Raw genomic sequence first — 25293 nt, 5'->3', positions numbered from 1 at the left:
CCGGGCGAAGCCGCGAGGAATATCCGGCAGGTCGGCCCTCGCGCGCACCCCCGGCCCCCTGGACCATCAGCACGATGGCCCAGGGGGCCGGTGCGTGGCCGTGGGTGATGCCCATGAGAGGCCCGCGCCGGTGCCGGCGAAGTCCGGTGGCCTGCCCGCCTCCAGCGTGCCGTGATCTACCACGATCGCGCCCCGATCGCTGCCGAATGCGCCAGCGGGGCCGTCGAACGTGCCTGGCGCACGCGGCGGTCGGAGGGCGCGCGACAGCATGATCGTGCGCCGTTTGCCTCCCCCCAGGGTTTATGACTCCTGGACGCGAGGTCGCCCCCCTTCACGCCGTACCGGTGTGCTCTCCCGCCTGTTTGGCTTGTCGCTGCGCACGGCCACCATCCTCACCACCGGCCGTTTTTGCTCACATCTGTTCACGTCCCGGGAGGGAATGTGTCCGCACCGGACAGTGTCACCGGTTCCGCTACCGAAGAGCCCGCCCTCGAACCATCCGCAGACAGCGCGCTCACCAGCCTCAGCACACAGGCCGCGCGCCAACTTGCGACCACCACCAAGTCCGAGCCCCAGATGCAGGCCATCACCTCACGATGGCTGCTGAAGATGCTGCCGTGGGTGGACGTCAAAGGCGGCTCCTACCGGGTCAACCGGCGACTGCAACTCCGCGTCGGTCGCGGCCGTGTCCAGTTCGAGCAGAACGGCGCGGACGACATCAAGGTCATCCCGCAGACGCTCACGGAACTGCCGGTCCTGCGCGGCTACACCGACACCGAGGTCCTCAAGGAGATCGCCGGCCGCTTCCGGGTCCGCGAGGTCCGGGCCGGCCAGGTCCTCTTCGAGGAAGGGCAGCCCGTCACCGAGGCGTACCTCGTCGTCCACGGCCGTCTCACCCGCTACACCGTCGGCAAATACGGCGAGCAGGAGATCATCGGCGTCGTCACGGACGGCCACCAGATGGGGGACGAGGCGATCGGCCGGGCCGATCCGCTGTGGCTGAGCTCGGTCCGCGCCGAAACCGCGGGCGTCGTGATGGTGCTGCCCTGGGACGTGGTCCAGGAGTTCACCGACCGGGCGCCGTCCCTGGCCGCACACCTGGCGGCGTACGCGGAGCAGCAGCAGCGCCCCATGAACCGCAAGGGTGAGGCCGACGTACCGATGCAGGCGGGACACGTCGGTGAGCCGACGCTGTCCAGCGGCTTCGTCGACTACGACCTCGCCCCGCGCGAGTACGAACTCTCCCTGACCCAGACCGTGCTGCGGGTCCACAGCCGGGTCGCCGACCTCTACAACGAGCCCATGGACCAGACGCAGCAGCAGCTTCGGCTCACCGTGGAGGAGATCCGCGAGCGCCAGGAGTGGGAGCTGGTCAACAACCGGGAGTTCGGACTGCTGCACAACGCCGACTACGGCCAGCGCATCAGCACCTACACCGGCCCGCCCACCCCCGACGACATGGACGAGCTGCTGTCGATGCGCCGCAAGACGCGGCTGCTGCTGGCTCACCCGAAGGCGATTGCCGCCTTCTTCCGGCAGTGCAACAAGCGCGGTCTGGTGCCGGGCACGGCGAACGTCGACGGACACGAGGTTCCCGCCTGGCGCGGTGTCCCCATCTTCCCCTGCGGCAAGATCCCGATCAGTGACACGAACACCACGAGCATCCTCGCGCTGCGCACCGGGGAGGCGGACCAAGGAGTGGTCGGCCTCTACCAGACCGGCATTCCCGAGGAGTTCCAACCCGGCCTGAACGTCCGGTTCATGGGCGTCGACAAGGCCGCGATCATCAACTACCTGGTCACGGCCTACTTCTCGCTGGCCATTCTCGTGCCCGACGCAGCCGGAGTCCTGGAGAACGTCCAGCTCGGCCGGAGCGTCGACTGACCAGGTGGAGGACACGCACCATGAGCACGCCCCCGAACGCCCCCGCCGCCTTCTCGCTGCCCGGACCGCCCAGCCTCACCCGCACCACGCAGGCCCGGCGCGGCGGACCCGTCCCCGGACTGAAGTACCGGCCGGCGGCCCCCGCGGACCCCGAAAAGGCCAAGGAAATCGACCACAGGCTGGAGGCCTGGGCCCGCGGCCTGGATCTGTTCCCTCCGCAGTGGGCCGGGGACTTCACGCAGTTCCAGTTCGGCCGGGCCGTCGTCCTCCAGCACCCCGGAGCGGCCGACCTCGACCGCCTCACCGTCGCGGGCAAGCTGCTGCTGGCCGAGAACATCGTCGACAGCTGCTACTGCGAGGAGGACGAAGGCAGGGGCGGGGCGCGCCGCGGCCTGGGCGGCCGCCTGATCATGGCGCAGTCGGCCCTCGACCCGTTCCACGGCACCACCGAAGCGGAGGAGGAGTGGCGCTGCGGTGTGCAGACCGACGGGCCCCTGCGCTCGTACCACTGGGCCCTGAAGGACTACGCGGCCCTCGCCACCCCCAGCCAGACCAACCGGTTCGTGCACGACATCGCCCGGCTGCACCTCGGCTATCTGGCCGAGGCCTCCTGGGCGGAGACGCGCCATGTGCCTCAGGTCTGGGAGTACTTGGTGATGCGGCAGTTCAACAACTTCCGCCCCTGTCTGTCGATCGTCGACGCGGTGGACGGCTACGAACTGCCCGAAGCGCTCTACGCCCGTCCCGAAATCCAGCGCATCACCGCCCTGGCCTGCAATGCCACCACGCTCGTCAACGACCTGTACTCCTTCACCAAGGAGCTGGCGAGTGACCCGACCCATCTGAACCTGCCGCAAGTGGTTGCCGCCAACGACAAACGCGGCCTGAAGGCCGCCTACCTGAAGAGCGTCGAGATCCACAACCAGATCATGGAGGCGTTCGAGACGGAGTCAGCGCTGCTGACCGCCACCTCGCCCCTCCTTGAGAGGTACGCCCAGGGCCTGGCCGACTGGGTGTCCGGCAACCACGAGTGGCACGCCACCAATACCAACCGCTACACGCTGCCCAACTACTGGTAGCCGTCCCGTGCACCACAGCAAGGAGTCACCGTTGACCATCGCTCACGCCGGCACCGCACGCACCCCGGTTCCCGCCCAGTCCACGTATCAGACCCGCGTCGCGGACTACTGGAACGCGGAGGAAAACCCGGTCAACCTCGAACTGGGGAAGATTGACGACCTCTACCACCACCACTACGGCATCGGGGAGGCCGACTGGTCAGTGCTGGACGAGCAGGACCCCGACCTGCGCCGGGAACGCGTCACCGGCGAACTGCACCGGCTGGAACACGCCCAGGCCGAGCTGCTCGCCTCCCACCTCGGCAACGTCTCTCCCACCGACCGGGTCTTCGACGCCGGATGCGGACGCGGCGGCGGCAGCGTGGTCGCGCACCAGCGCTACGGCTGTCACACCGACGGGGCCACGATCTCCGCCAAGCAGGCCGACTTCGCCAACGAGCAGGCCCGCAAACGCGGTATCGACCCCAAGGTGCGCTACCACCACCGCAACATGCTCGACACCGGCTTCACCTCCGGCGCGTACGCGGCGTCCTGGAACAACGAGTCGACGATGTACGTCGAGCTGGACCTGCTGTTCGCCGAGCACGCCCGGCTGCTGCGGCGCGGTGGACGCTATGTGACGATCACCGGCTGCTACAACGACGCTTATGGGCGCGCCTCCCGCGAGGTGTCCCTCATCAACGCCCACTACATCTGCGACATCCACCCCCGTTCCGAGTACTTCCGCGCCATGGCCCGTAACCGGCTCGTCCCTGTGCATGTGCAGGACCTGACGGAGGCCGCCCTTCCGTACTGGGAGCTGCGCCGGCAGGCCGACCACCTGGTCACGGGCATTGAGGAGACCTTCCTGGACGCGTACCGCAACGGGAGTTTCCAGTACCTGCTGATCACCGCCGACCGCGTCTGAGGCCGCCGGGCCGCGCCGTTCGCGGCGCGGCCCGGCTGGGCGATGGTGCCGGGGGGAACCGCGCTCAGCGCGGGGCGCCGCGCTGACCGGCACCCCTTACGCACCTTCCACTGCGCACCATCCACGGCGCACCTTCCACGGATGGCGCGCACGCAACCGATGCGCGCGCGGCGATCCAGCGGCCCATCACCGGCGAACCGCGCCGGTGGTGGGCCGCAGCCGCTCAGGGCCGGGCTCTCGGGGAGCGGCAGCCAGGATCTGACGTGGGGATCACGCCGGGCTCGCGGGGCGATCCGACCGACAGACCCTAGGCGAGGCGTTCCAGGGTGGTGAGTACCTCGTGTGCGCCGTCCTCTCGGGCGAGGGCTCCGGCGAGGTGGCGGGCGCGGGCGCGCAGAGCTGGGTTGCGGGTAGCCGTGGTGATCGCGGTGCTCAGACGTTCCGCGGTCAGGCGCTGGTAGCGCAGTGGCGGCGGCGAGACACCGAGGCCGGTGAGGCGGGCGGCCCAGAAATGCTGGTCGAGCTGGACCGGGACCGGTACGGCAGGGGTTCCGGCACGCAGCGCGGCCGCGGTGGTGCCGGCGCCTGCGTGGTGGATCACGGCGGCGGTCTGTGGGAACAGCCAGGAGTGGGGGACCTCTTGCACGGTGAGCAGGTCGTCGCCCGTGGCGTGCAGCCCGCTCCAGCCCGCCTGCACGATCCCGCGTACCTTGGCCCGGCGCAGGGCCGCGGCGAGCAGAGCACTCAGCCGCTCCGCATCGGCGGCGACGAAGCTGCCGAACCCGCAGAACACCGGCGGCGGCCCTGACGCGAGGAAGTCCAGCAGCCGCGGATCGGGCTGCCAGCCGGGCGGGGTCGCGGGCCACCAATAGCCGCAGACCCGGTGTCCGCCGGGCCAGTCCGCGGGGCGGGGGACGATCCGCGGACTGAAACCGTGCAGGACCGTCCGTCCGCGCGGCAGGCCGAGCGGCCCGCCGAACCTCCGTCGCGGCAGGTTCAGTTCGCGGCGCAGTTCGCTCATGGCGGGTGCGAAGATCCGGTCGGTGCAGGCCCACAGCGCGTGTGCTGCCAGCCGGTTGCCGTGCGATCCGAACGACCGGGCTCCGCTGATCAGCGGCGGAAAGGCGCCGGTGGGGTGGATCGGCTGCAAGTAGACCCCGAGGCTCGGCAGCCGCAGCGCCTCACCGAGCGCCGCGCACATCGGATCGGTGAGTGTGGAGCTCAGCAGGACATCGGCACCGTGCCCCACGGCGTCGACGACACCCGCCGTCAGCCGGGACATGAACCCCCGCGCCATGCGCACCAACCGCGTCATGGCCACGGCCGGGCTGACCGCCCTGGCCGGCCCGCGGCCCGCTTCCGAGGCCAGTTCCTCGCGGGGGTCGACAGGCAGCGCCCGGAAGCCGAGTCCGTGGGCGGTCACGGCCTGTTGGAAGCGCTCATGCGTGGCGAGCGCCACCTCGTGGCCCGCGGAGCGCAGCCGCACGCCCAGTCCGGTGTACGGGGCGACATCGCCCCAGGTCCCCGCCGTCACGATCAGTACGCGCACGGTGTTCAGCATGTCAGGTCCGCCGGGCGCCCCTGCGGGATTGCCGCCGGGGTGTCGTGCCGTCTGCCTGCCGTGCCGCGAACCGCTCAGAGCGGGGATTTCGGCAACCACGCGCGGGCGGCCGCTCAGGGCTGTCCCGTCGTAGCCCGCCCGCTCATCGCCCCGACGCGCCCCGCGCGGTTACGGCTCCGGCACGCGCGCCGTCGGCGGCTCTCCCGTCGAAGCCCGGGGGAGCAGTTGCACCGGAAGGGACTGGTGCGTGGCGCTGTCGGTCGGTCCGGTGGAGAGGTCGAGGAGGCGTTCGACGGCGCGGCGGCCGGCCTCGGCGGCAGGTACGTGCAGGGCGGTGACGTCGGGCATCGCGAGCCCGGCCGCTGACAGGTCGTCAGCACACGCCAGGCTCAGGTCGCCGGGCGCGCGCAGGCCCAGCATGGTCACGCGGTGCAGCAGGCCGAGGAGCAGCGTGCTGCTGTAGGCGAGGCCGGCGGTGCAGCCGCTCTCGCGTACGGCGTCCGCCGCGCGCACGCCCGCCTCGAACTCCGGTGGGTAGGGACCGAGCGCCACGACCTCGCACTCGGGGACGGCCGTACGCAACGCACGCAGTCGCCGCGGGTTCAGCCAGGACCGCTCGGGGCCGCCGAGGTAGGCGATGCGGCGGTGGCCGAGTCCGGCGAGGTGGGTGCCGATCGCGCCCACTCCGGTCGGCGTGTCGATGACCACCGAACTGACGCCGCGTACCCGCCGGTTGAGGGTGACCAGCGGGAGGTGGTCGGCGAGGGCGCTCAGTACGGGGGCGGGGGAGCGGGGTCCGGCGGCGGCGAAGCCGTCGACCCGGTCGGTCAGCCGGGCGAAGAGCGCCTTCTCGCGCTCGGCCGAGCCGTCGGTCACCACCACGATCAGCTCGCATCCCGCCTGTTCGGCGGCCTGTTGCGCGCCCTCGATGACCGGTGCGTAAAAGGGGTTGGCGAGCGTGGGGACGCTGAAGGCGAGCAGTTCGGTCCGGCCGGTGACCAGTGCGCGGGCGGCGGCGTTGTGGCGGTAGCCGAGTGCCTCGGCCGCGGCCAGGACCTTGTTGCGGGTCGCCTCGGAGATCATGTCGGGGCGGCTGAGCGCACGCGACACCGTGGAGGCCGAAACCCCTGCCTGACGTGCGACGTCTTCGAGCCGTGCCATTCGCGTCCCCTTCCCCATTCCCTCTCCGCGCAGGTTTTTGTAGTCTAGTGCAAACGCATGCTGCAAGCGATTGCACAAATGAGGAGCGGCGATGGCGACAGAACACGCGTCGGGGACCGGTGGCAGAGTCGACCGGATATTCCGGCTGACGGAGCGCGGTACCTCCGTCCGTACCGAGGCGCTCGCGGGCGTCAGCATGTTCCTCGCCTCGGCCTATGTGGTCATCGTGGTGCCGGGAATGCTCGCCGCCGCCGGCGTGCCGCACACCGCGGCGACCACCGGGGTCATCGTGACCGTGGTGCTCGCGACCCTGTTCATGGGGCTGTACGCCAACCTGCCGTTCGTCCTGGCGCCGGGCCTCGGCGGTGTCGCGCTGGTGACGGTCACCCTCATCCAGCACGACCACGTGCCCTATCCCGTCGCCATGGGCATGGTCTTCTGGTCGGGCGTGGCCTTCCTGCTGCTGACCCTGCTCGGCGTACGCCGGCTCGTCACCCGCATCATCCCCGACTGCGTGCGGCTGTCCATCGGCTCCGCCATCGGCCTCTACATCGCGATGCTCGGCTTCCGCTCGGCCGGGCTGATCGAGGCCGGACCCAAGGGCATGGCGCTCGGCGACCTCTCCTCCGGCGCCGCGCTGCTGGCCCTCGCGGGCCTGGTCCTCGTCACCGCCCTGGCCTCCCGGAAGATCCCGGGAACGCTGCTGATCACCATGGCCGTCCTCACCATCGCCGCGATCCCGCTGGGTGTCGCCGAGGTGCCGGACTCCTGGTTCGAGGCGCCCGGAAGCCTCGGCCCCGTCGCGTTCCACATGGACGTCCTCGGCGCCCTCAAGCCCGAGTACCTGCCCTACCTCTTCGCGCTCTTCGCCTCGGAATTCTTCTCCGCCACCGGCGTCGTCATGGCTGTCGGCCAGCGGATCGGCATAGCCGACGAGAAGGGCGAGATCCCCGATGTGAAGAAGCCGTTCCTGGTCGACTCGGTCGGCGTGATCGGCGGCTCGGCACTCGGCGGCCCCAGCGTCACGACGTACCTGGAGTCCGCGGCGGGCGCCGACAGCGGCGGCCGCACCGGCCTCACCTCGGTCGTCACCGGAAGCCTCTTCGCCCTCCTGCTGCTCTTCACCCCGCTGGCCACGATGATCCCCGCCGCGGCCACCGCGCCCGTACTGATCTTCATCGGCCTGTCCATGCTGGCCGGGCTGCGCAAGGTCGACATGAGCGAGCCCACCGACGCGATCCCGGCCGCCCTGGTCGTCGGCTGCACGCTCTTCTGGGGCAACTTCGGCACCGGCATCGCCGCCGGCCTCACCGCTTACGTGCTCATCAAGGCCGCGGCGGGCCGCTTCAAGGAGATCCACCCCGGCATGTGGGTCCTGCTGCCGTTCCTCCTCTACTTCTTCTACAACTCCGTCCACTGACCCAGACACCTCTGATCGGAAGCATTACGTGTACGTGCACGACATCCGTATCGCCGGCGGCCAGGTGGTCTCCGTCTTCACCGGTGAGACCTTCGCCGCCGATGTCCTCCTCACCGGCTCGTCCATCAGCGGGGTCGTTCCGCCCGGCACGGGGGGCGAGGCGGCCGAACGGATCGACGCGGCGGGACGCCTGATCGTCCCCGGATTCCTCGACGCCCATATGCACGTCGAGAGTTCGTTCCTCACCCCGGCCGCGTTCGCCTGGCTCACCCTGCCCCGCGGCACCACCACGGTTCTCGCCGACCCGCACGAGATCGTCAACGTCGCGGGCCGTACGGCGATGCAGTGGATGATCGACGCCGGCCGCGGCACCCCGCAGACGCAGCTGTGGGGCGTACCCTCCTGCGTCCCCGCGCTCGCCGGCTTCGAGCACTCCGGCGCGCACCTGGATCCCGAGGACGTCGACGAACTGCTGCGCTGGGAGGGCGTACGCGCGCTCGCCGAGGTCATGGACTACCGCGCGGTCGTCTCCGGCGACCGGCGGATGCACGCGATCATCGAGGTGGCACGCGACCAGGGTGTGCTCCTGGACGGCCACTGTCCGGGCCTCTCGGGCGAAGAACTCAGCCGCTACATGGCCACCGGCATCGACTCCGACCACACCAAGAACACCCCCGAGGTCATGGTCGAGAAGGCCCGCCTGGGCATGACGGTCATGCTGCAGGAGAAGTGCCTGGAGCCCGAGGCGATGCAAGCCTTGCTCGCCCTGCCGCAGCTGCCGCCGGTCTGCCTGGTCACCGACGACCTCGCCGCCGACCACATCGTCGCCAAGGGGCACTTGGACCACATCGCGCGCACCGCCGTCGCCGCCGGGCTGCCCGCGCTCGACGTGCTGCGCGCGCTGACCTGGACGCCCGCGCAGCGGCTGCGGCTGCCGGACCGCGGCATCGTCGCCCCCGGCAAGCGCGCCGATCTCCTCCTCCTGGACGGCCCGTTGGAGGACTTCGCCGTCCACTCGGTGATCGCCGGGGGACGCCTGGTCGCCGCCGAGGGCCGGGCCACCTACGAGGAGCCGCACCCCGGTGCCCACCCCTTCGCGGGCTCGGTGCATGTCGCGGAGCTTCCCGAGGACGAGTACCAGTGGCGGGTCGACCTGCCCGACGGCCGCCACCGCTTCCGCGGCCTGCGCGTCAACCCCGTGGACACCTACACCGAACCGGCCGAGATCGAGCTCCAGGTCACCGGCGGGACCGTCGCCTGGGAAGGCCACACGGCGCTGTGCTGGGTCCGCAACCGGCACGGCCGGGACCACACCGCCTGCGTGCCGGTGACCGGTATGGACCTCGGCGACGGCGCGGTGACGACGACGTACGCCCACGACAGCCACAATCTCGTGACCCTCGGCACCACCCGTCACTCGATGCGCGCCGCCGCAGCGGCGGTGCTCGCCGACGACGGGGGCGTGGCGGTCGCCCGCGACGGCGCGGTCACCGCCCGGCTTCCGCTCGGCGTCGGCGGGGTCATGTCCACGGCGCCCGCCACCGAAGTGGCCGACTCCTCGCGGGACGTTCGGGACGAACTGGGTGCCTGGGGCTGGCGGCACCGCAACCCCTTCATGAGCGTCTCGACGCTCACCCTGGCCGTCTCACCCACCATGAAGATCACGGACCTTGGGTTGGTGGATGTCCTGGCACGTGATTGGGCGCCGCAGGTGTTGGACTGCTGCCACTAGGTACGAGGAGTGCCGGCGAGCCCCCGTGCCGAGGCAGGCCGTGGGCTCGCCGCTTCCGCCGCGTTGCTAGCCCGCGGTCGCGGCCTTGAGGTGGTCGAGGGAGTCGCCGATGAGCTCGGAGAGCGTCCGCCCGTGGGCTTCGCCGAGCCAGCGCTCGAAGGAGACCTTGAAAACCGCGACCCCGGCCTCGGCGGTCAGGCTCGCGGTCGGCTCCGCGACACCGCGCCGGCGTAGCGCGTCGGCTGTGGCCGAGGCGAGCGAGGAGAGCTTCAGCAGTTCGCGTTCCTGGAGGCCGGCGTTCGCGGCGATCACGGTCTGGCGTCGCTGGGCGAATTCGCGGCGGTCCTCGAAGGGGGCGGAGGCGGCCTGGAGAGCCTCGGCCATGGCATCGAGGGGGGCCGCGGCTTCGGGCGCGCCGACGATGGTGTGCACGCAGATGTCGAGCAACTCGGCCTGCCCCGAGAACAGCACTTCGCGCTTGTCGGCGAAATGGCGGAAGAACGTGCGCTCCGTGAGGCCTGCCCGGTGGGAGATCTCCGCCACCGTCGTCTGCTCGAACCCCCGCTCGGCGTAGAGCTCCAACGCTGCTTGTTCAAGCCGCGTGCGCGCGCCCGGCTCCCATCGACCCATGAGCCGATTCTACGTGATGACAGTGACTGACATCGAGAGTACGATGCGATGACAGTCACTGACATCGGCGGTCCGGGCGCGCCCTGCGCCAAGGACGCCCCCGCACCTGGAGGCTTCTTCCTATGCGTGTATTTGTCACCGGAGCATCCGGCTTCATCGGCTCCGCCCTCGTTCCCGAACTCCTCCGCGCGGGCCACCACGTGCTCGGGCTGGCCCGCTCGGACGCCTCGGCCGAGGCGATCGCCGCCGCCGGGGCCGAGGTGCACCGCGGTGCCCTCGACGACCTCGACAGTCTTCGCGCGGGAGCCTCAGCCGCCGACGGGGTCGTGCACCTCGCGTTCATCCACGACTTCTCGGACTTCGAGGGCGCCGTCAGAGCAGATCTGCGCGCCATCGAGGCCTTCGGCGCCGCGCTTGAAGGGTCCGATCGCCCGCTCGTCGTCGCTTCCGGACTGCTCGGAGTCGCCCCGGGGCGGGTGGCGGCCGAGCGGGACAAGCTCGATCCCGACGTGGCCGGCGGCCCCCGGAAGGCCGGGGCGAGGGCGGCGCTGCGTCTGGCCGAGCGCGGCGTGCGTGCGTCCCTCGTACGTCTGGCGCCGTCGGTGCACGGCGAGGGAGACCACGGCTTCGTTCCGCGGCTGATCGACGTCGCCCGCGAGAAGGGTGTCTCCGGTTATGTCGGCGACGGCTCCCACCGCTGGCCCGCGGTGCACCGGCTCGATGCCGCGCGGCTGTTCCGGCTGGCGCTGGAGAAGGCCCCGGCCGGATCGGTGCTGCACGGCGCCGCCGAGGAGGGCGTGCCGATCCGCACCCTCGCGGAGATGATCGGCCGGCACCTCGACCTGCCGGTGGCTTCCGTCCCGGCCGAGGAGGCGGGTGAGCATTTCGGTTGGCTGGGCCGCTTCCTGGGTGTCGACGCCCCGGCGTCGCACGAGTTGACCCGCGAGCTGCTGGGGTGGCACCCCACCGGCCCCGGCCTCATCGACGACCTCGACCGCGGCCACTACTTCGGCGCCCCGTCATCCTGAACCCGGCGACTCCGTCACGTGAGGCGTCCCCCATGGGTTGAGGTGCTAGCCCGGGCGATCCCGCCGGAGCGGCGCCGGCCGGCGGCGGAAAGGGGGCGCCATCCCGGCGAACGGGCTGAGCGTCAGGTTCAGGGCAGGTCGCCGAGGTGGACCGGACCGTTCGCGGTCTGTTCGGTGCCGAGCGCGATGAGCGGTGCGGCCGGCCCGAGCGGGACCAGGGGCAGTTCGCTGAGCGTGCGCAGCGGATGCCAGATGACGGCTGATTTGTGTACGGTCCGGAGCCGTCGCCGGTGACGTGCCGTCGGAGACCGGCGGAGCCCGGAAGTACAGCTGGAGTTGCTGCACGGGGGTGTGGTGGTGGGGATGGGCGGGGTGACGTTCCGGCAGGTACTCGCGGACCCGGAGCAGTGCACCGACGGTGACCCGCAGTCCGGTCTCCTCCCGCACTTCCCGGCAGGCTGCTTCGGCAGCGGTCTCGCCACGCTCTACTCGTCCGCCGGGCAGGACAGGAAACTCCCGGTCGCCGTCGCGATGCCGGATGAGGAGGAGCCGGCCCTCTTGGTCCACGACGACCGCACGGGCGCTGACCCGTAGCCCGGCCGCAGGTGTGGGTAGCTCGGCACTGGGCAGCTCGGCACTGGGCTGTGGCAGCGAATGAGCATTCACGCGGGCAGCCTATGAGGCGGTCCGGGCGCTGCGCGGTGTCGCTGACGCGCCTGTACTGCCGTGGACGGGAAGTCGGTGCAGCCGCCTACGTATTCGGGTTCCGCCGGCCCTGTGCGCTGTACCGTCCGCCGGTCGCCCGGAGGGGCCGGGGTGACCGGCCCGGGTGGCGGATTCTCGGACGCCGGCGTACCGGATCGTACGCAGTGCGTCCGCGTCGGATCGTACGGAGTGCGCCGACAGGGTCAGGCCTCGTTCGCGGGACCCCTCGATTCTCAGCCCCTTCGCCTCGACTCCGGGTGAACAATGGGCGGCCAATTCGCCGTTGTTGTCCAGGAGTTGAGACGCCATCTCGACGCCAAGGGCTTCGTGATGACCTCTTGGGGCAGCCTTTACCGTTACTGATGGTGTGCGAGCCGCTGCTTGGAGTGGCGTTTTGGCGGTTTGGCTCCTCGTGCGGCGTATGTTCGGCAAAGGAAGGGTCAGCTCCGCTGAGGAATCGGGCAAAGAGGTCGAAGATCGTCAACTGCCGCCCCGGCGTGATGGGTTGACACGAACCGGCTGGCTGGGTGAGATGCACCGAACACGGTGAGGCTCGCTCAGTGAGGCGCAGTGCCGAGCCGTGGAGATATGCCCAGCGTTCGAGTGCTCTGCTCAGGACTCGGTCTCGGATGCTGTTGGCGCACGGGGGAGTGCCGTTCAGGCGGCGCATTTTGGGGGATATCTGTGTCTGTGTCCATGCGTGGCCGGTCGGCGGCAAGACGACTGACGGGGCGGCTGCGGAGTTCTCTGCACGGGGCCGTCCGGCCATGGCCATGCCGGGTTCGACGTCATCGATAGCGCCTGTTTCCGAGCCCTCGGGGCTCGCTGAACGCGGCCCCGCCGCTCTCCACAGGCTGCAAGAACTCAACGCGTAGCGCTCCCGTCCTGCCCTGCTCAACACCGTTGTGTGCCGGGGCGGTAGGAGGCGTGCGCGCTTCCTGACACCGAAAGACGGAGTGACTCGTGAAGAGTTTTGCCGGGCGCCTGCCGCTGTCCGCCGCGCAGCACGAAGTGTGGATCGCCCATCAGTTGGATGCCGGCGGCGCTCTCCACAACTGCGGCGGATACATCGAGATCCATGGGCAGCTGAACGAGGGGCACTTGGCGGAAGCCGTCAGAAGAGCCGTCGGCGAGACGGACGCCCTGCGCGTGCGCTTCGTGGCCGATGAGGAGGACCGGCCCTGGCAGGTTCCGGCGGATATCGACGCGCCGTTGCACGTCAGGGAGTTCGGGCGGCAGAGCGAGCCGCGCAGCGCCGCGGAGGACTGGGTCCGGTCGGACCTCGCCACCCCCGTCGATCTCACGACCGGTCCGCTGTTCACCCACACTCTGCTGCGTCTGGCTCCCGACCACTTCCTCTTCCATCTCCGGTACCACCACATCGTGTTGGACGGCTATGGCCAGGTTCTCTACTGGCGCCGGCTCGCGCAGATCTACACGGCGCTGGAGCAGGGGACGGCGGTGCGCGAGAAGAGCGCGGGCACGCTGGCCGACCTGCTCGACGAGGAAGCCCGGTACCGGACCTCGCCGGACCACGAGAGCGACCGCGCCCACTGGCTCGGCGGTACGGGGGACTGGCCCGACCGCATCAGCCTCAGCGACCGGGCCGCCGGAACGCCCCGGGCCGCCGCACGTTTCCAGCCCTCGGTCCGGGTCGGCCGGATCGACGAAATGGCCGCCGCATACGGGGCCCCCTGGGCGGTCGTCGTACTCGCGGCAACAGCGGCATACCTGCACCGGATCACTCAGCAGGACGAGATCGTCATCGGACTGCCGGTGCGTGCCCGCACCACCCGAACCGCGCTGACCACGCCGGGCATGCTCGCCAACGTGCTGCCCCTGCGGCTGTCCGTACGCTCCGGGATGACCTTCCGCGAGCTCGTGCAGCACGTCTCCACGCAGGCGAGCGAAGCGCTGGCGCACCAGCGGTTCCGCGGAGAGGACCTGCAACGGGAGCTGAGGCGGAGCGGCGCCGCCGAAGAGCCCTCGGGCGTGGTCGTGAACGTGGTGTCCTTCGACGGGCAGATACGGTTCGGCGGCCTGCGGGGCACGGTCCACCAGCTGTCCTCGGGCCCGGTACACGACCTGTCGATCGAGTTCTTCGGCGGTTCCGACGGCACCGATCTCCGGATGTCCTTCGACCCCCGTCCGGAGCTGCACGGCGCCGACATCCTTGCCGCGCACCGCGATCGGCTCGCCGCCTTCCTGGACACCCTCGCCCAGGCGGAGGGCGCGCATCTGCAGGTGGGGCAGATCGAGATACTGACCCCTGCCGAGCGGGCCCTGGCCGAGGAGGAAGCCGACGCCCACACACAGGACCACGACCTGAGCCGGCCGCTCCACGAACTGATCGAAGAGCAGGCCGAGCGGACACCGGACGCCGTCGCCGCCGAGGTGGAGGGCGGCTCGCTGACCTACCGCGAGCTCGTCGACCGGGCCCGCAGCCTGGGCGCCCGGCTCCGTGCCGACGGGGTGACGTCAGGTCAGGTGGTGGGGGTGCACGACGAGCGCTCGCTCGACCTGATCGTGGAGTTGCTGGCGGTCCTGATGTCCGGCGCGGCGTACGTGCCGCTGGACCCCGAACTCCCCACCTCCCGCCTCGCCTTCCAGATCGAGGACTCCGGCGCTCGTATCGTCCTGACCCGTTCGGACCTCGCCGAGCGGCTCGCCGGCACCGGTGCCCACATCCTCGCCGTGGACGAACTGCTCCCCACGCTGCCCCGGTCCGGGCCGCTCCAGGGCACGGCCACGCCCGATGACACCGCGTATGTCATCTATACCTCCGGTTCCACCGGCCGGCCCAAGGGCGTGGCGGTACCGCACCGCGGTGTCGTCAACCGGCTGCTGTGGATGCAGGACGCCTACGGGCTCGGGGCCGATGACAGGGTGCTGCAGAAGACGCCCTACACCTTCGACGTCTCGGTGTGGGAGTTCTTCTGGCCGCTGCTGACCGGCGCCGCGCTGCACCTGGCCGCCCCGGGCGCGCAGCGCGACCCCCGGGCCCTCGCGGACGCCATCCGACGGCACCGCATCAGCACCGTGCACTTCGTCCCCTCGATGCTGGACCTCTTCCTCGCGGAGCCCACGAGCCGGGACCTGCCGACGCTGCGCCGGGTCGTCTGCAGCGGTGAGGCGCTCCGCTCCGAGACGGTCGGCCGGTTCTTCGCGCAGTACGGTGCGGACGGCGCGCCCGAGCTGAACAACCTCTACGGGCCGACCGAGGCGTCCATCGACGTCACCCACTGGCGATGCACCCCGCAGGACGCCGACCGCCCCGTGCCCATCGGGCGGGCGGTGGCCAACACCAGCCTGTACGTACTGGACCGGCAGGGGCGGCCGCTGCCGCACGGGATCGCCGGTGAACTGCACATCGGTGGTGTCCAGGTCGCCTCGGGTTACGTCAATCGCCCGGAGCTCACCGCCGCGAGCTTCCTCGCCAACCCGTTCGGCCCCGGCACGCTGTACCGGACCGGAGACCTGGCCGTGCTCCGTGCGGACGGAGTCGTCCTGTACCGGGGGCGGCTCGACCACCAGGTGAAGGTGCACGGCTTCCGCATCGAGCCCGGTGAGATCGAATCCGCGCTCCTCGGACACCCGGCGATCGAGCAGGCGGTGGTGACCGCGCCGTACGGCAGTGACGGACAGCGTCAGCTCATCGCCCATGTGGTGCCCCAGGGCGACGCTCCGCAGCCGGCGGAGCTGCTGGCATGGCTGCGGGAGCGGCTGCCCGCCTACATGGCCCCGGCGCACTTCGTCGTCCTCGACTCCCTGCCCCTGCTGTCCAACGGCAAGCTCGACCGCAAGGCTCTGCCGATGCCGGAGCTCCGGACCCCGCGCGTCGCCGCCCCGCCGGAGACCGCCGCACAAGAGCTGCTGCACCGGGCTTGGTGCGCGGTCCTGGACATCGACGAGATCGGCGTGGACGACTCGTTCTTCGTGCTGGGCGGTGACTCCATGCACGCCATCCGGGTCCGTACCGAAGTCGAGCGCCACGGCCACACCTTCGAGGTGTCCGACCTGTTCCAGGGTCCGTCGATCCGCGAACTCGCCCTTCGGATCGTCCCGTTGGAGCAGCGGGAGAGCTCTGCCGACCGCGCGCCGTTCGGGCTGCTCTCCGACGAGGACCGCCGGCTGCTGCCGGACGGGCTCGACGACGCCTACCCGCTCAGCGCCATGCAGGCCGGCATGCTCTACCACGCCGCGTACGCCGAGGACTCCTCGGTGTACCGCGTGGTGACCAGCGCACGGGTCGCGGCCCGCCTCGACCTCGGCGCCCTCCGGGCCGCGGTCGACGACACCGCCGCCCGGCACCCCTCCTTGCGCTGCTCCTTTGAACTGGCGCGCTTCTCCGAGCCCCTGCAGCTCGTGCACAGCGACGTCACGATCCCCCTGGAGACCGGCGAGGACCTCACCGATCTCGATGACGAGGCCCGGCTGCGCGCCGTTCGGGAGTGGGTCGAGCAGGCGAAGTTCACCCGTTTCGACCCGGAAGTGGCGCCGCTGCTGAAATTCGTGGCGCACCCCTGCGGCACCGACGCGTTCGAGCTGTCGGTGATCGAACACCACGTCGTCCTCGACGGGTGGAGCGACATGCGCATGCTCGAAGAGGTGGCGGACCACTACCGCGCCCGCCTCGCCGGCCAGGAGCTGGACCTGCCGCCGGTCCGTTCGGCCTACCGGGACTTCGTGGCCGCGGAACGCCGGGCACTCGCGGACGAGGAATCGCGTGACTACTGGACCGGCCTGCTGCGCGGCGCCGCACCCACCCGGCTGGTGCCCCGTGGCACCACCGGGCAGGAGCGGCCCGGTGGTCTTGGGCCGGCCGCCCACCACCGGTGGGACGTCGCGGTGGACACCACGGTGGCCGAAGCGCTGCGCACCCTCGCCGGACGCGAAGGGCTGCCGCTCAAGTCGCTGCTGGCCACCGCGCACCTCGCCGTGCTGCGGCTGGTCAGCGGGGACGACGAGGTGCTCACCGGTGTCGTGGCCAACGCCCGGCTGGAGGAGGAGGGCGGCGACGAGACGATCGGCGTCTTCCTGAACACCCTCCCGCTGCGCGTCGACCTGTCGTCCGCCACATTCCTGGACACGGCACGCCGGGTCTTCGACCACGAGCGCCGGTCCGCGGCCCACCGCCGCTACTCCTTCGCGCAGATGCAGCACGACATGGGCGAGGGGCTCCAGCTCGACAGCTACGTCAACTTCATGGACTTCCACCGTGACCGGCACCGGTCGGCGGACGGCCTCATGACGGTCACGGTGGGTGTCGCCGAGACCAACTACCCGCTGGCCGTCAACTTCCTGATCGACCCCGAGCGGGGCGCGCTGCAACTGTGGCTCGACTGCGACCTCGCGGTCCTGCCCGAGGAGTTCTGCTCCCGGCTGGTGGGCTACTACGAGCGGGCCCTGGCAGCCGTCGCCCGGCAGCCGGCCACGGAGCTCACCGCCGTCGACCTGATGACCCCGGCGGAGCACACGCAGCTGGCCCGGTGGAACGACACCACGCTCGCCTACGACGCCGCGGACACGGTGCACGGACAGTTCGAGCGACAGGTCCTGGCACACCCGGACGCCATCGCGCTCACCCACCGCTTCGACCACCTCAGCTATGCGGAGCTGAACTCCCGGGCGAACCGCCTGGCGCATCACCTTCGTGACCAGGGCATCGGCCGCGGAGACCTGGTGGGCGTGAGCCTGCGCCGCGGTATCGACCTCGTCGTCGCCCTCCTCGCCGTGCTCAAGAGCGGCGCCGCGTACGTGCCGATGGACCCGTCCTTCCCCAAGGGGCGTCTGGAGAACATCGCCGCGGACGCCGGTATCGGATGTCTGGTCAAGGGGCCGGGCACCCCCGACGGCATCACCGCGCCGCGCGTGGTGGACATCGCCGCGGACGCCAAGACCGTCGAGAAGCATCCCGCGACGCAGCCGGGCGGCGCGGTCTCCGGTGACGACACGGCGTATGTGATCTACACATCGGGCTCCACCGGCAAGCCCAAGGGCACCGCGCTCCGCCATCGCAACGCGGTGAACTTCTTCGCCGGCATGGACGAGCGGGTGGGCTGTGCGCACGACGATGTGGTGCTCGCCGTGACCAGCGTCTCCTTCGACATCTCCGTACTGGAGCTGCTGTGGCCGCTCACCCACGGCGCCAAGGTCGTCGTCGCGGGCGAACGCATCATCAGCAACCTCGTCCCGCAGCCCGAGGCGACCGAGCGGGCCCTGGCCTTCAGCCTCTTCTTCTTCGCCGCCTCCGCGGGAGTCTCGAACCGCGAGGGCTACCAACTGCTGCTGGACGCCGCCCGGTACGCCGACACCCACGGCTTCGAAGCGGTATGGACCCCCGAGCGCCACTTCCACGAATTCGGCGGCCTCTACCCCAACCCCTCGGTGATGTCCGCAGCACTGGCCACCATCACCGACCGCATCGCCCTGCGCTGCGGCAGCGTGGTGTCGCCGCTGCACGACGCGGTGCGCATCGCCGAGGAGTGGTCGCTCGTCGACAACCTCTCGGACGGCCGCGTCGGCCTGGCCTTCGCCGCCGGCTGGAACTCCAACGACTTCGTGCTGCGTCCGGAGGCCTTCCCGGAGCGCAAGGACCGGATGTCCCAGCAACTGGAGGAATTCCGCAAGCTGTGGCGGGGCGAGCCCGTGCAGCGGGTCGGCGGCAGTGGCGAACTCGTCGACGTACGGATCTTCCCCGCACCGGTCCAGGACGAGCCGCCGATCTGGCTCACCTCGGTCGGCACCGTGCAGACCTTCCAGAAGGCCGGCGCCTCCGGCGCGAACCTGCTCACGCACCTCTTCGGCCAGGACCCGGACGATCTCGCGGCGAAGATCACGGCGTACCGGCAGGCGAGGGAGGCAGCCGGGCACGCCGGCCCCGGACAGGTCACCGTGATGGTGCACACCTTCATGTCGGACGACACCGAGCAGGCCAGGCAGCAGGCGCGCGAGCCGTTCCGGAACTACCTGCGCAGCTCCACCGAACTGTGGCGCACCCTGTTCGCCTCCACCGGCCAGGACCTCCCCGAGATGGGCGCCGAGGACCAGATCGACGCGGTGATCGACATGGCGATCAACCGCTACTTCGAGTCCTCCGGCCTGTTCGGGTCCCCGGACACCTGCGCCGAACTGGTCCGCGCCCTGGCCGCCGCGGGCGTCGACGAGATCGCGTGCCTGGTCGACTTCGGTGTGGCGCCGGACGCCGTCCTGGAGAGCCTCACCTGGGTCGACCGGCTCCGGGACGCCCAGGAGAGCGAGGCCGCCGAGAGCGCCCACTCCTTCGCCGCGCTCTGCGAACGGCACGGTGTCACCCTCGTTCAGGGCACCCCGTCGCTGTTCACCGCGGTGGCCGCCGAACCCGGCGCCCTAAAAGCGCTGCGGGGCCTGCGCGCCCTGCTGATCGGCGGCGAGGCCTTCCCCTCGGGCCTGGCGCAGCGGCTCATCGAAGCCCTGCCCGGCGTGCGGATCTGCAACATGTACGGCCCCACCGAGACCACCATCTGGTCGACGGTGCACGAGCTGGACCCGCAGCGGGACGCGACGGCCGGCGTCATCTCCATCGGCCGGCCGATCGCCAACACCGACGTCCGCGTGGTGGACGGCCGCGGCCGGCCGCTGCCGGTCGGTGTCCCGGGCGAGCTGTGGATCGGCGGGGACGGCGTCGCCGCGGGGTACATCGGGCGGCCGGACCTGACCGCGGAGCGGTTCGTGGCGGGCGGGGAAGGTACCGGCCGGTACTACCGCACCGGAGACCGGGTGTCCTGGCGCGCCGACGGCAGCCTGGTGTTCCTGGGCCGTGTCGACCGGCAGGTGAAGATCCTCGGCCACCGGGTCGAGCCGGACGAAGTGGAGAGCGTGCTCTCGCGCCACTCACGGCTCGACGCGGTCGCCGTCACCGCGGTCGAAGGGGCCCACGGGACCGAGCTGGTGGCCTATGTGTCGCCCGCGGACTCCCTCTCCGACGCCTCCGTGCAGGACGCGCACGTCCGCCGCTGGGGCGAGGTCTGGGAGAGCGCCTACACCGCGCCACCCGCGGACGGTGTGCCGGACGACGGCGCGGAGTTCGCCGGCTGGCTCAGCAGCTACACCGGTGAGCCCATCCCCGTCCCCGAGATGCGCGAATGGCTGTGCCACACCGTCGACCGGATCCGTGCGCTCGATCCGCGCGCGATGGCCGACATCGGCGTCGGTGTCGGGCTGGTGCTCCGTTCCCTGGCCGAGCAGGTCGAGGCGTACCACGGCGTGGACCTCTCGCCGGCAGCGCTCACGTCCGCGGCCGCCAGCCTGGGACGTCCCTTGCCGGAGCACGTACGACTCGCGCAGTCCGGGCCCGAATACCTCGCCGGTCTGGAGCCGGGAAGCCTCGACACCGTGGTCATCAACTCCGTCGCGCAGTACTTCCCCGGGACCGACTACCTGCGCACGGTGCTCACCGACGCCGTACGGGCCGTACGCCCGGGAGGGGCCGTCTTCGTCGGCGACGTGCGCTCGGTCGACATGCTGCCCGAGTTCCACACTGCCGTGCAGCTGCACCGGGCCGGGCCCCTCCAGACGGTCGAGGACCTCCGGTCCGCGATCTTCAGGAACCTGCGGGAGGAGCGGGAGTTGTGCCTTTCCCCCGCCTTCTTCCACCGGCTCGCCGACGAACTCGACGGCATCGGGGAGGTCCGCATCGAGCTGAAGAGGGGCGCGGCGGACAACGAGCTCTCCCTCTTCCGCTACGACGTGACCTTGCTGGTCGGCGATCAGGAGGCGGCCGGCGCGCCCAGCCACGTCCGTTGGGACGCGCTCGACGGCGGCCTCGACGGCCTGCGGAAGCAGCTGGCAGACCACGCCGGCGATCTGGTGGTGACCGGCATTCCCAACCGGAGGCTGCTGCGCGCCACGGCCGCGGTGCAGGCGCTGGAGGAGAGCGACCCCGCGGCCACCGCCTGGGACCTGGAGCGCCTGCTGTGGGACCTGGACGAGACGGCCGGAGCCCATCCGGAGGAGCTGTTCCACCTGGCCGCCGACGAAGAACGACAGGTCAGGGCCCTGGTGGCCCAGGACGGCCGACTGGACACCTTCGACGCCGTATTCGACCGGATCCTTCCCGCCCACGACGACGCCGAGGACCAGGCATGAGCCCGACCGGACAACTCGCCAACGATCCGCTCACTTCGTCCTGGGCGGCGGGCCTGCGCTCCTCGCTGCGCGCCTACGCCAGGACGCATCTCCCGGACGCCATGGTCCCGGCGCACTTCGTCGTGCTGCCGGAGCTGCCGAAGCTGCCCAACGGCAAGGTGGACCGGGGAAGTCTGCCCGCCCTCACGGTCGAGGAGAGCCCCGAGGCGGCCTTCGTCGCGCCCCGTACACCGGTGGAGACCCAGCTCGCCCGCATCTGGCAGGACCTGCTCGGCCTGTCGCAGGTCGGCGTGGAGACCAGCTTCTTCGACCTGGGCGGCGACTCCCTGACGGTGCTGCAGATGGCCGCGCAGGTTCGCGAGGCATACGACGTACGACTCGACCTCCGCCGGATGTTCGAGGATCCCACGGTCGCCCAGCTCGCCCGCATGGTCAGCTCCCAGGCGGACCCGACCGTGACCGGCGCCGGCAACCCCCGGGGCGTCGGAACCGAGGCGATGGTGGCCGACGCCGTGCTGCCCGACGACATCGTGCCCGAGGAGGGGGCCCTCCCGCCGTCGACGGGGCCGTACCGCTCGGTCCTGCTGACCGGTGGCACCGGCTACACCGGTGCGTTCCTGCTCCGTGAACTGCTGGACCGTTCGACCGCCGCCGTGCACGTCCTGGTGCGCGCCGAGGGGACGGCCGAGGCCACCCGGCGCGTCTGCGCGAACCTGGCGGAGTACGGACTGCTGCAGGACGGCGACGAGGAGCGCGTCACCGGGGTTCCCGGCGACACCGGGCGCCCCTACCTCGGCCTCACGAAGAGCACCTACCAGGAGCTGGCCGCCGAGGTGGAGCTGATCATCCACAACGCGGCGATCTCCAGCTGGATCGTGCCCTACACGAAGATCAAGCCGGTCAATGTCTTCGGCGCCATGGAGGTGCTGCGGCTCGCCTGCCGGACACGGGTCAAGGCGGTGCACTTCGTCTCCACGATCGGCGTGTACCCCGGGCACGAGGGGCAGCGCAGCTGGGCGGAGACCAGACTCACCGAGGCCGACCACGTCGTCGGCGGCTACCGGCAGTCGAAGTGGGTCGCGGACAGCCTGATGCTCCAGGCCCGGGACCGCGGCGTACCGGCCCACGTCTACCGGCTCGGAGCCATCACCGGCTCCCAGACCACCGGCGCCTGCTCGCCCGACACCTTCATCAACCACCTGATCAAGGGCTGCGTCCAGCTGGGCGCCTACCTGGACTACGACCTGCTCCTCGACCTCGTACCGGTCGACTTCTGCGCCGCCACGGTGGTGCACACCGCGCTGTCCGGCGGCCGTGCGGAAGCGGTCTTCAACGTACCCAGCGCCCGGTCCGTCAGCATGAACGAGATCTTCGACCTGATCGTCGCCTATGGCTATCCGCTGCGCCGCCTCGCCTACCAGGACTGGTACCGCGAGCTCGCCGCCGCCGTGGAACGCGGCGAGGAGAACGAACTCGCCGTCTATCTCCCGCTGTTCGGCGCGGACCGGCCCGCCGAGGAAGTGGGCTACCTGGGCAGCAAGCCGGACTTCCGCACCGGCAACCTGCGTGCCGCACTCGCCGGCTCCGGCATCGCGTGCAAGCCGATCGAGCGCGAACTGTTCGACCTCTACCTCGACTACTTCGTCTCGACGGGCTTCCTGCCCGCCCCTCCCGTGGGCTCCGCCCGCCCCCAGAACTAGTGGAGAGCATCGCCATGACCGCTCCTGCCGTACCCGCCTTCCCGATGTCGCGCCGGCACCCGCTGGACCCGCCGCCCCAGTACCGCGAACTCAGCGCCGAGCAGCCGGTCTTCCAGGTCCGGACGCCGCGCGGCGAGGAGGTGTGGGTGGTGACCCGCCACGCCGACGTCCGCGCCGTGCTCACCGACACCCGGTTCAGCTCCGACCCGAAGACGCCCGGCTACCCCTCCTACATCTCCGGCGACACCCCGATCCCGCCCGGCTTCTTCCTCAACCAGGACGCCCCGGACCACACCCGGCTGCGCCGTCTGGTGACCCGCGAGTTCCTGATCAGCCAGATGGAAGCGAAGCGCCCCAGGATGCAGGCCATCCTGGACACGCTGCTCGACGACATGGTGAGCCGGGGCAACACCGCGGACCTGGTGACGGGGCTGGCGTTCCCGATGGCCGCCACCGTGATGTGCGAGCTGCTGGACGTCCCGTACGAGGACCACACCATCTTCGTGACCCTCACCGACACGATCCTCAACCGCAGCAGCACGCCCGAACAGGCCGAAGGTGCCGCCCGCGAGCTGATGGCGTACTTCGACCGGGTCGTCACCGCCCGCGAGCAGCAGCCGACCGATGACATGCTCGGGCGCCTGGTGAACCAGGAGGAGGCGGGCAAGCTCAGCCACGACGAGTTCGTCGGCCTGGCCGCGCTGCTGATGCTCTCCGGCTACGACACGATGGCGCAGATGATCGGCCTGGGCACGGCCACGCTGCTGGAGCACCCGGATCAGCTCGACGACCTCAAGGCCGACCCGTCGCTGTACCCGCGGGCCATCGAGGAACTGCTCCGCTACCTCTCGATCAATCACGCCGGCCTGCCCCGCGCCGCGACAGGGGACCTCACCGTCGGAGGCCAGGACATCCGTGCGGGCGACGGCGTCCTGGTGATGGTCAACGCCGCCAACCGCGACGCGGCCGTCTTCGAGGCGCCCGACACCTTCGACATCCACCGCAAGGACCCGCAGGCTCATGTCGCGTTCGGTCACGGCTTCCACAAGTGCATCGGGCTGACGCTCGCACGTGTCGAGCTGAGCACCGTGTTCGCCGGACTCTTCGCGCGCGTGCCCACGCTGAAGCTCAGCCGTCCGCTGGAGGACCTGCCGTTCCGGCACGACATGGTGCTCTACGGCGTCCGCGAACTGCCCGTCACCTGGTGACCGCCCGGTGCTCCCCCGTAATGCCACCCACTTTCCCGAAGGACGCATGATGGCGGTTGAAACGGTCTTCCTCCTGCCCGGCCAGGGGGGTTACACCCCGGGGATCCTCGCCGGTGACGTCCCACCCGACGTCGGTGAGGTCCTCGACACGGCGGACCGGGTCGCGGCCGAGTTCGGACGCGACGGCATATCGGGCCTGTTGACGCGCACCGACGCGCCGTCCGCGGCCGAGCTGGTGCGCACCGACTCCTTCGCACTGCAGCTCGCGGTGTTCGCCGCGGCCGTGGCCGGCTACCGGATCGCGGAGCGGCAGCACGGCACACCGGACGTCATCGTCGGACACAGCATGGGCGAGATCGCCGCGCTGACGGTGGCCGGAGCCTTCGATCCGGCCGACGGCGCACGCCTGGTGTGCCACCGCTCGGAGGCGCTTCTCGCTCACTGCCCGTCCCCCGGCGGCATGGTGGCGCTGGAGCTGCCGGCTGCCCGCGCGGCACACCTGGTGGGCGCCGTCGGCGACCGCGGGCTCGCCGTCGCCGTCTCCAACGCGCCGCGGCAGACGGTCGTGTCGGGGCCCGATGAGGCGGTCGGCACGGTCGCGCGGCTTGCCGGGGCGATGGGCGTACAGGCCACCCGGCTCAACGCCCCGTTCCCCTTCCACAGCCCGATGTTGTCCCTCGCCGCGCGGGCGTTCGGCGAAGCCGTCGTCGGGGTGGCGCAGCGGCCCCTGCGCCGGGCCGTGTATTCGCCGGTGGCCGGCGGCCACGTCGGCGACGACACCGACCTCAAGGCGCTGCTGGCACGGCAGCTCACCACCCCGGTGCACTTCATGGCCGCCGTGCGCGAGCTGCACGCGGACGGGGCGCGGCGTTTCGTGGAATGCGGCCGGGCCGGACTGTCCGGGCTCGTCCGGCGCAGCGTGCCGGACGTCGACACCACCGGTACGGCCGCGACGGGTGGCACACAGAGCACGCCGGCCCCCGCGGTCCCCACGCCGCCTCCGGCGGAACCCGCCACGGTGCTCGACGCCCCTCCCGCGGTCGCTTCCGCCGGGTCGGTGCGGTCGGTGGGTGAAGTGCTGGAGGAGTTGCGGGAGTTGTATGCGTCGACGCTGGGTTATCCGGTGGAGGTGATCACTGGTGATGCGGATCT

Annotated in this window: 14 protein-coding genes; 10 read left to right on the top strand and 4 right to left on the bottom strand. The window is 70.9% G+C overall.

Annotation, left to right across the window (positions count from 1 at the left end):
* The first annotated feature begins 441 nt into the window (after positions 1–441).
* From ACIRQ7_RS07495 to ACIRQ7_RS07485, 3 genes are read left to right on the top strand one after another with little or no spacing between them, the layout of a single operon-like run.
* Positions 442–1884 carry a family 2B encapsulin nanocompartment shell protein gene (locus ACIRQ7_RS07495; RefSeq protein ID WP_401468863.1) on the top strand — a complete coding sequence of 481 codons (1443 nt, stop codon included), beginning with the start codon at positions 442–444 and terminating at the stop codon, positions 1882–1884.
* A 20-nt stretch (positions 1885–1904) separates the two neighbouring features.
* Positions 1905–2963 carry a family 2 encapsulin nanocompartment cargo protein terpene cyclase gene (locus ACIRQ7_RS07490; RefSeq protein WP_404260698.1) on the top strand — a complete coding sequence of 353 codons (1059 nt, stop codon included), beginning with the start codon at positions 1905–1907 and terminating at the stop codon, positions 2961–2963.
* A gap of 31 nt (positions 2964–2994) precedes the next feature.
* Positions 2995–3870 (top strand): geranyl diphosphate 2-C-methyltransferase, encoded by an 876-nt coding sequence (locus ACIRQ7_RS07485; RefSeq protein ID WP_404260696.1) that lies wholly within the window; start codon positions 2995–2997, stop codon positions 3868–3870.
* 307 nt (positions 3871–4177) lie between these two features.
* On the opposite strand, the gene ACIRQ7_RS07480 is transcribed toward ACIRQ7_RS07485, so the two are convergent.
* Entirely contained in the window at positions 4178–5431 is a 1254-nt protein-coding gene (locus ACIRQ7_RS07480; protein ID WP_404260694.1) for a glycosyltransferase, read from the bottom strand.
* Positions 5432–5599: 168 nt separating this feature from the next.
* Positions 5600–6592 carry a LacI family DNA-binding transcriptional regulator gene (locus tag ACIRQ7_RS07475; RefSeq protein WP_404260692.1) on the bottom strand — a complete coding sequence of 331 codons (993 nt, stop codon included), beginning with the start codon at positions 6590–6592 and terminating at the stop codon, positions 5600–5602.
* Between the two features lie 91 nt (positions 6593–6683).
* On the opposite strand from ACIRQ7_RS07475, the gene ACIRQ7_RS07470 reads away from it, so the two are divergent.
* A complete protein-coding gene (locus ACIRQ7_RS07470; RefSeq protein WP_404260691.1) occupies positions 6684–8012 on the top strand; it encodes an NCS2 family permease in 1329 nt (442 codons plus the stop codon).
* Positions 8013–8040: 28 nt separating this feature from the next.
* Complete coding sequence (locus tag ACIRQ7_RS07465) at positions 8041–9744, top strand: adenine deaminase C-terminal domain-containing protein (RefSeq protein ID WP_404260689.1); 1704 nt, start codon at positions 8041–8043, stop codon at positions 9742–9744.
* Positions 9745–9810: 66 nt separating this feature from the next.
* On the opposite strand, the gene ACIRQ7_RS07460 is transcribed toward ACIRQ7_RS07465, so the two are convergent.
* Positions 9811–10374, bottom strand: a complete 564-nt coding sequence (locus tag ACIRQ7_RS07460) for a TetR family transcriptional regulator (protein WP_404260687.1) — start codon at positions 10372–10374, stop codon at positions 9811–9813.
* A 122-nt stretch (positions 10375–10496) separates the two neighbouring features.
* On the opposite strand from ACIRQ7_RS07460, the gene ACIRQ7_RS07455 reads away from it, so the two are divergent.
* A complete protein-coding gene (locus ACIRQ7_RS07455; RefSeq protein WP_404260685.1) occupies positions 10497–11402 on the top strand; it encodes an SDR family oxidoreductase in 906 nt (301 codons plus the stop codon).
* A 45-nt stretch (positions 11403–11447) separates the two neighbouring features.
* Here the strand turns inward: ACIRQ7_RS07455 and ACIRQ7_RS07450 are convergent, their stop codons facing one another.
* Complete coding sequence (locus tag ACIRQ7_RS07450) at positions 11448–11969, bottom strand: NUDIX domain-containing protein (protein ID WP_404261332.1); 522 nt, start codon at positions 11967–11969, stop codon at positions 11448–11450.
* Between the two features lie 1101 nt (positions 11970–13070).
* On the opposite strand from ACIRQ7_RS07450, the gene ACIRQ7_RS07445 reads away from it, so the two are divergent.
* The 4 genes from ACIRQ7_RS07445 to ACIRQ7_RS07430 all read left to right on the top strand — a co-directional run.
* On the top strand, positions 13071–21233 hold the full coding sequence (locus ACIRQ7_RS07445; RefSeq protein ID WP_404260683.1) for an amino acid adenylation domain-containing protein: 8163 nt from the start codon (positions 13071–13073) through the stop codon (positions 21231–21233).
* Positions 21230–22933, top strand: coding sequence for a thioester reductase domain-containing protein (locus ACIRQ7_RS07440; protein WP_404260681.1), 1704 nt, complete (start codon positions 21230–21232; stop codon positions 22931–22933). Before ACIRQ7_RS07445 ends, ACIRQ7_RS07440 begins: the two co-directional genes overlap by 4 nt.
* Positions 22934–22947: 14 nt before the next feature.
* Positions 22948–24141: a cytochrome P450 gene (locus ACIRQ7_RS07435; RefSeq protein WP_404260679.1), complete on the top strand. Its 1194-nt coding sequence runs from the start codon at positions 22948–22950 to the stop codon at positions 24139–24141.
* Positions 24142–24190: 49 nt separating this feature from the next.
* Positions 24191–25293: ACP S-malonyltransferase (locus tag ACIRQ7_RS07430; protein WP_404260677.1), on the top strand; the 1103-nt coding region annotated here is incomplete at its 3' end.

This window comes from Streptomyces sp. NPDC101393 (assembly GCF_044767385.1).
Taxonomy (GTDB): domain Bacteria; phylum Actinomycetota; class Actinomycetes; order Streptomycetales; family Streptomycetaceae; genus Streptomyces.
This window is presented reverse-complemented; position numbering and strand designations above follow the sequence as displayed.

Coding starts and splice junctions, on each gene's coding strand:
- ACIRQ7_RS07490 (WP_404260698.1), top strand. CDS start 1,905: ATGAGCACGCCCCCGAACGCCCCCGCCGCCTTCTCGCTGCCCGGACCG.
- ACIRQ7_RS07480 (WP_404260694.1), bottom strand. CDS start 5,431: ATGCTGAACACCGTGCGCGTACTGATCGTGACGGCGGGGACCTGGGGC.
- ACIRQ7_RS07475 (WP_404260692.1), bottom strand. CDS start 6,592: ATGGCACGGCTCGAAGACGTCGCACGTCAGGCAGGGGTTTCGGCCTCC.
- ACIRQ7_RS07470 (WP_404260691.1), top strand. CDS start 6,684: ATGGCGACAGAACACGCGTCGGGGACCGGTGGCAGAGTCGACCGGATA.
- ACIRQ7_RS07460 (WP_404260687.1), bottom strand. CDS start 10,374: ATGGGTCGATGGGAGCCGGGCGCGCGCACGCGGCTTGAACAAGCAGCG.
- ACIRQ7_RS07455 (WP_404260685.1), top strand. CDS start 10,497: ATGCGTGTATTTGTCACCGGAGCATCCGGCTTCATCGGCTCCGCCCTC.
- ACIRQ7_RS07440 (WP_404260681.1), top strand. CDS start 21,230: ATGAGCCCGACCGGACAACTCGCCAACGATCCGCTCACTTCGTCCTGG.
- ACIRQ7_RS07435 (WP_404260679.1), top strand. CDS start 22,948: ATGACCGCTCCTGCCGTACCCGCCTTCCCGATGTCGCGCCGGCACCCG.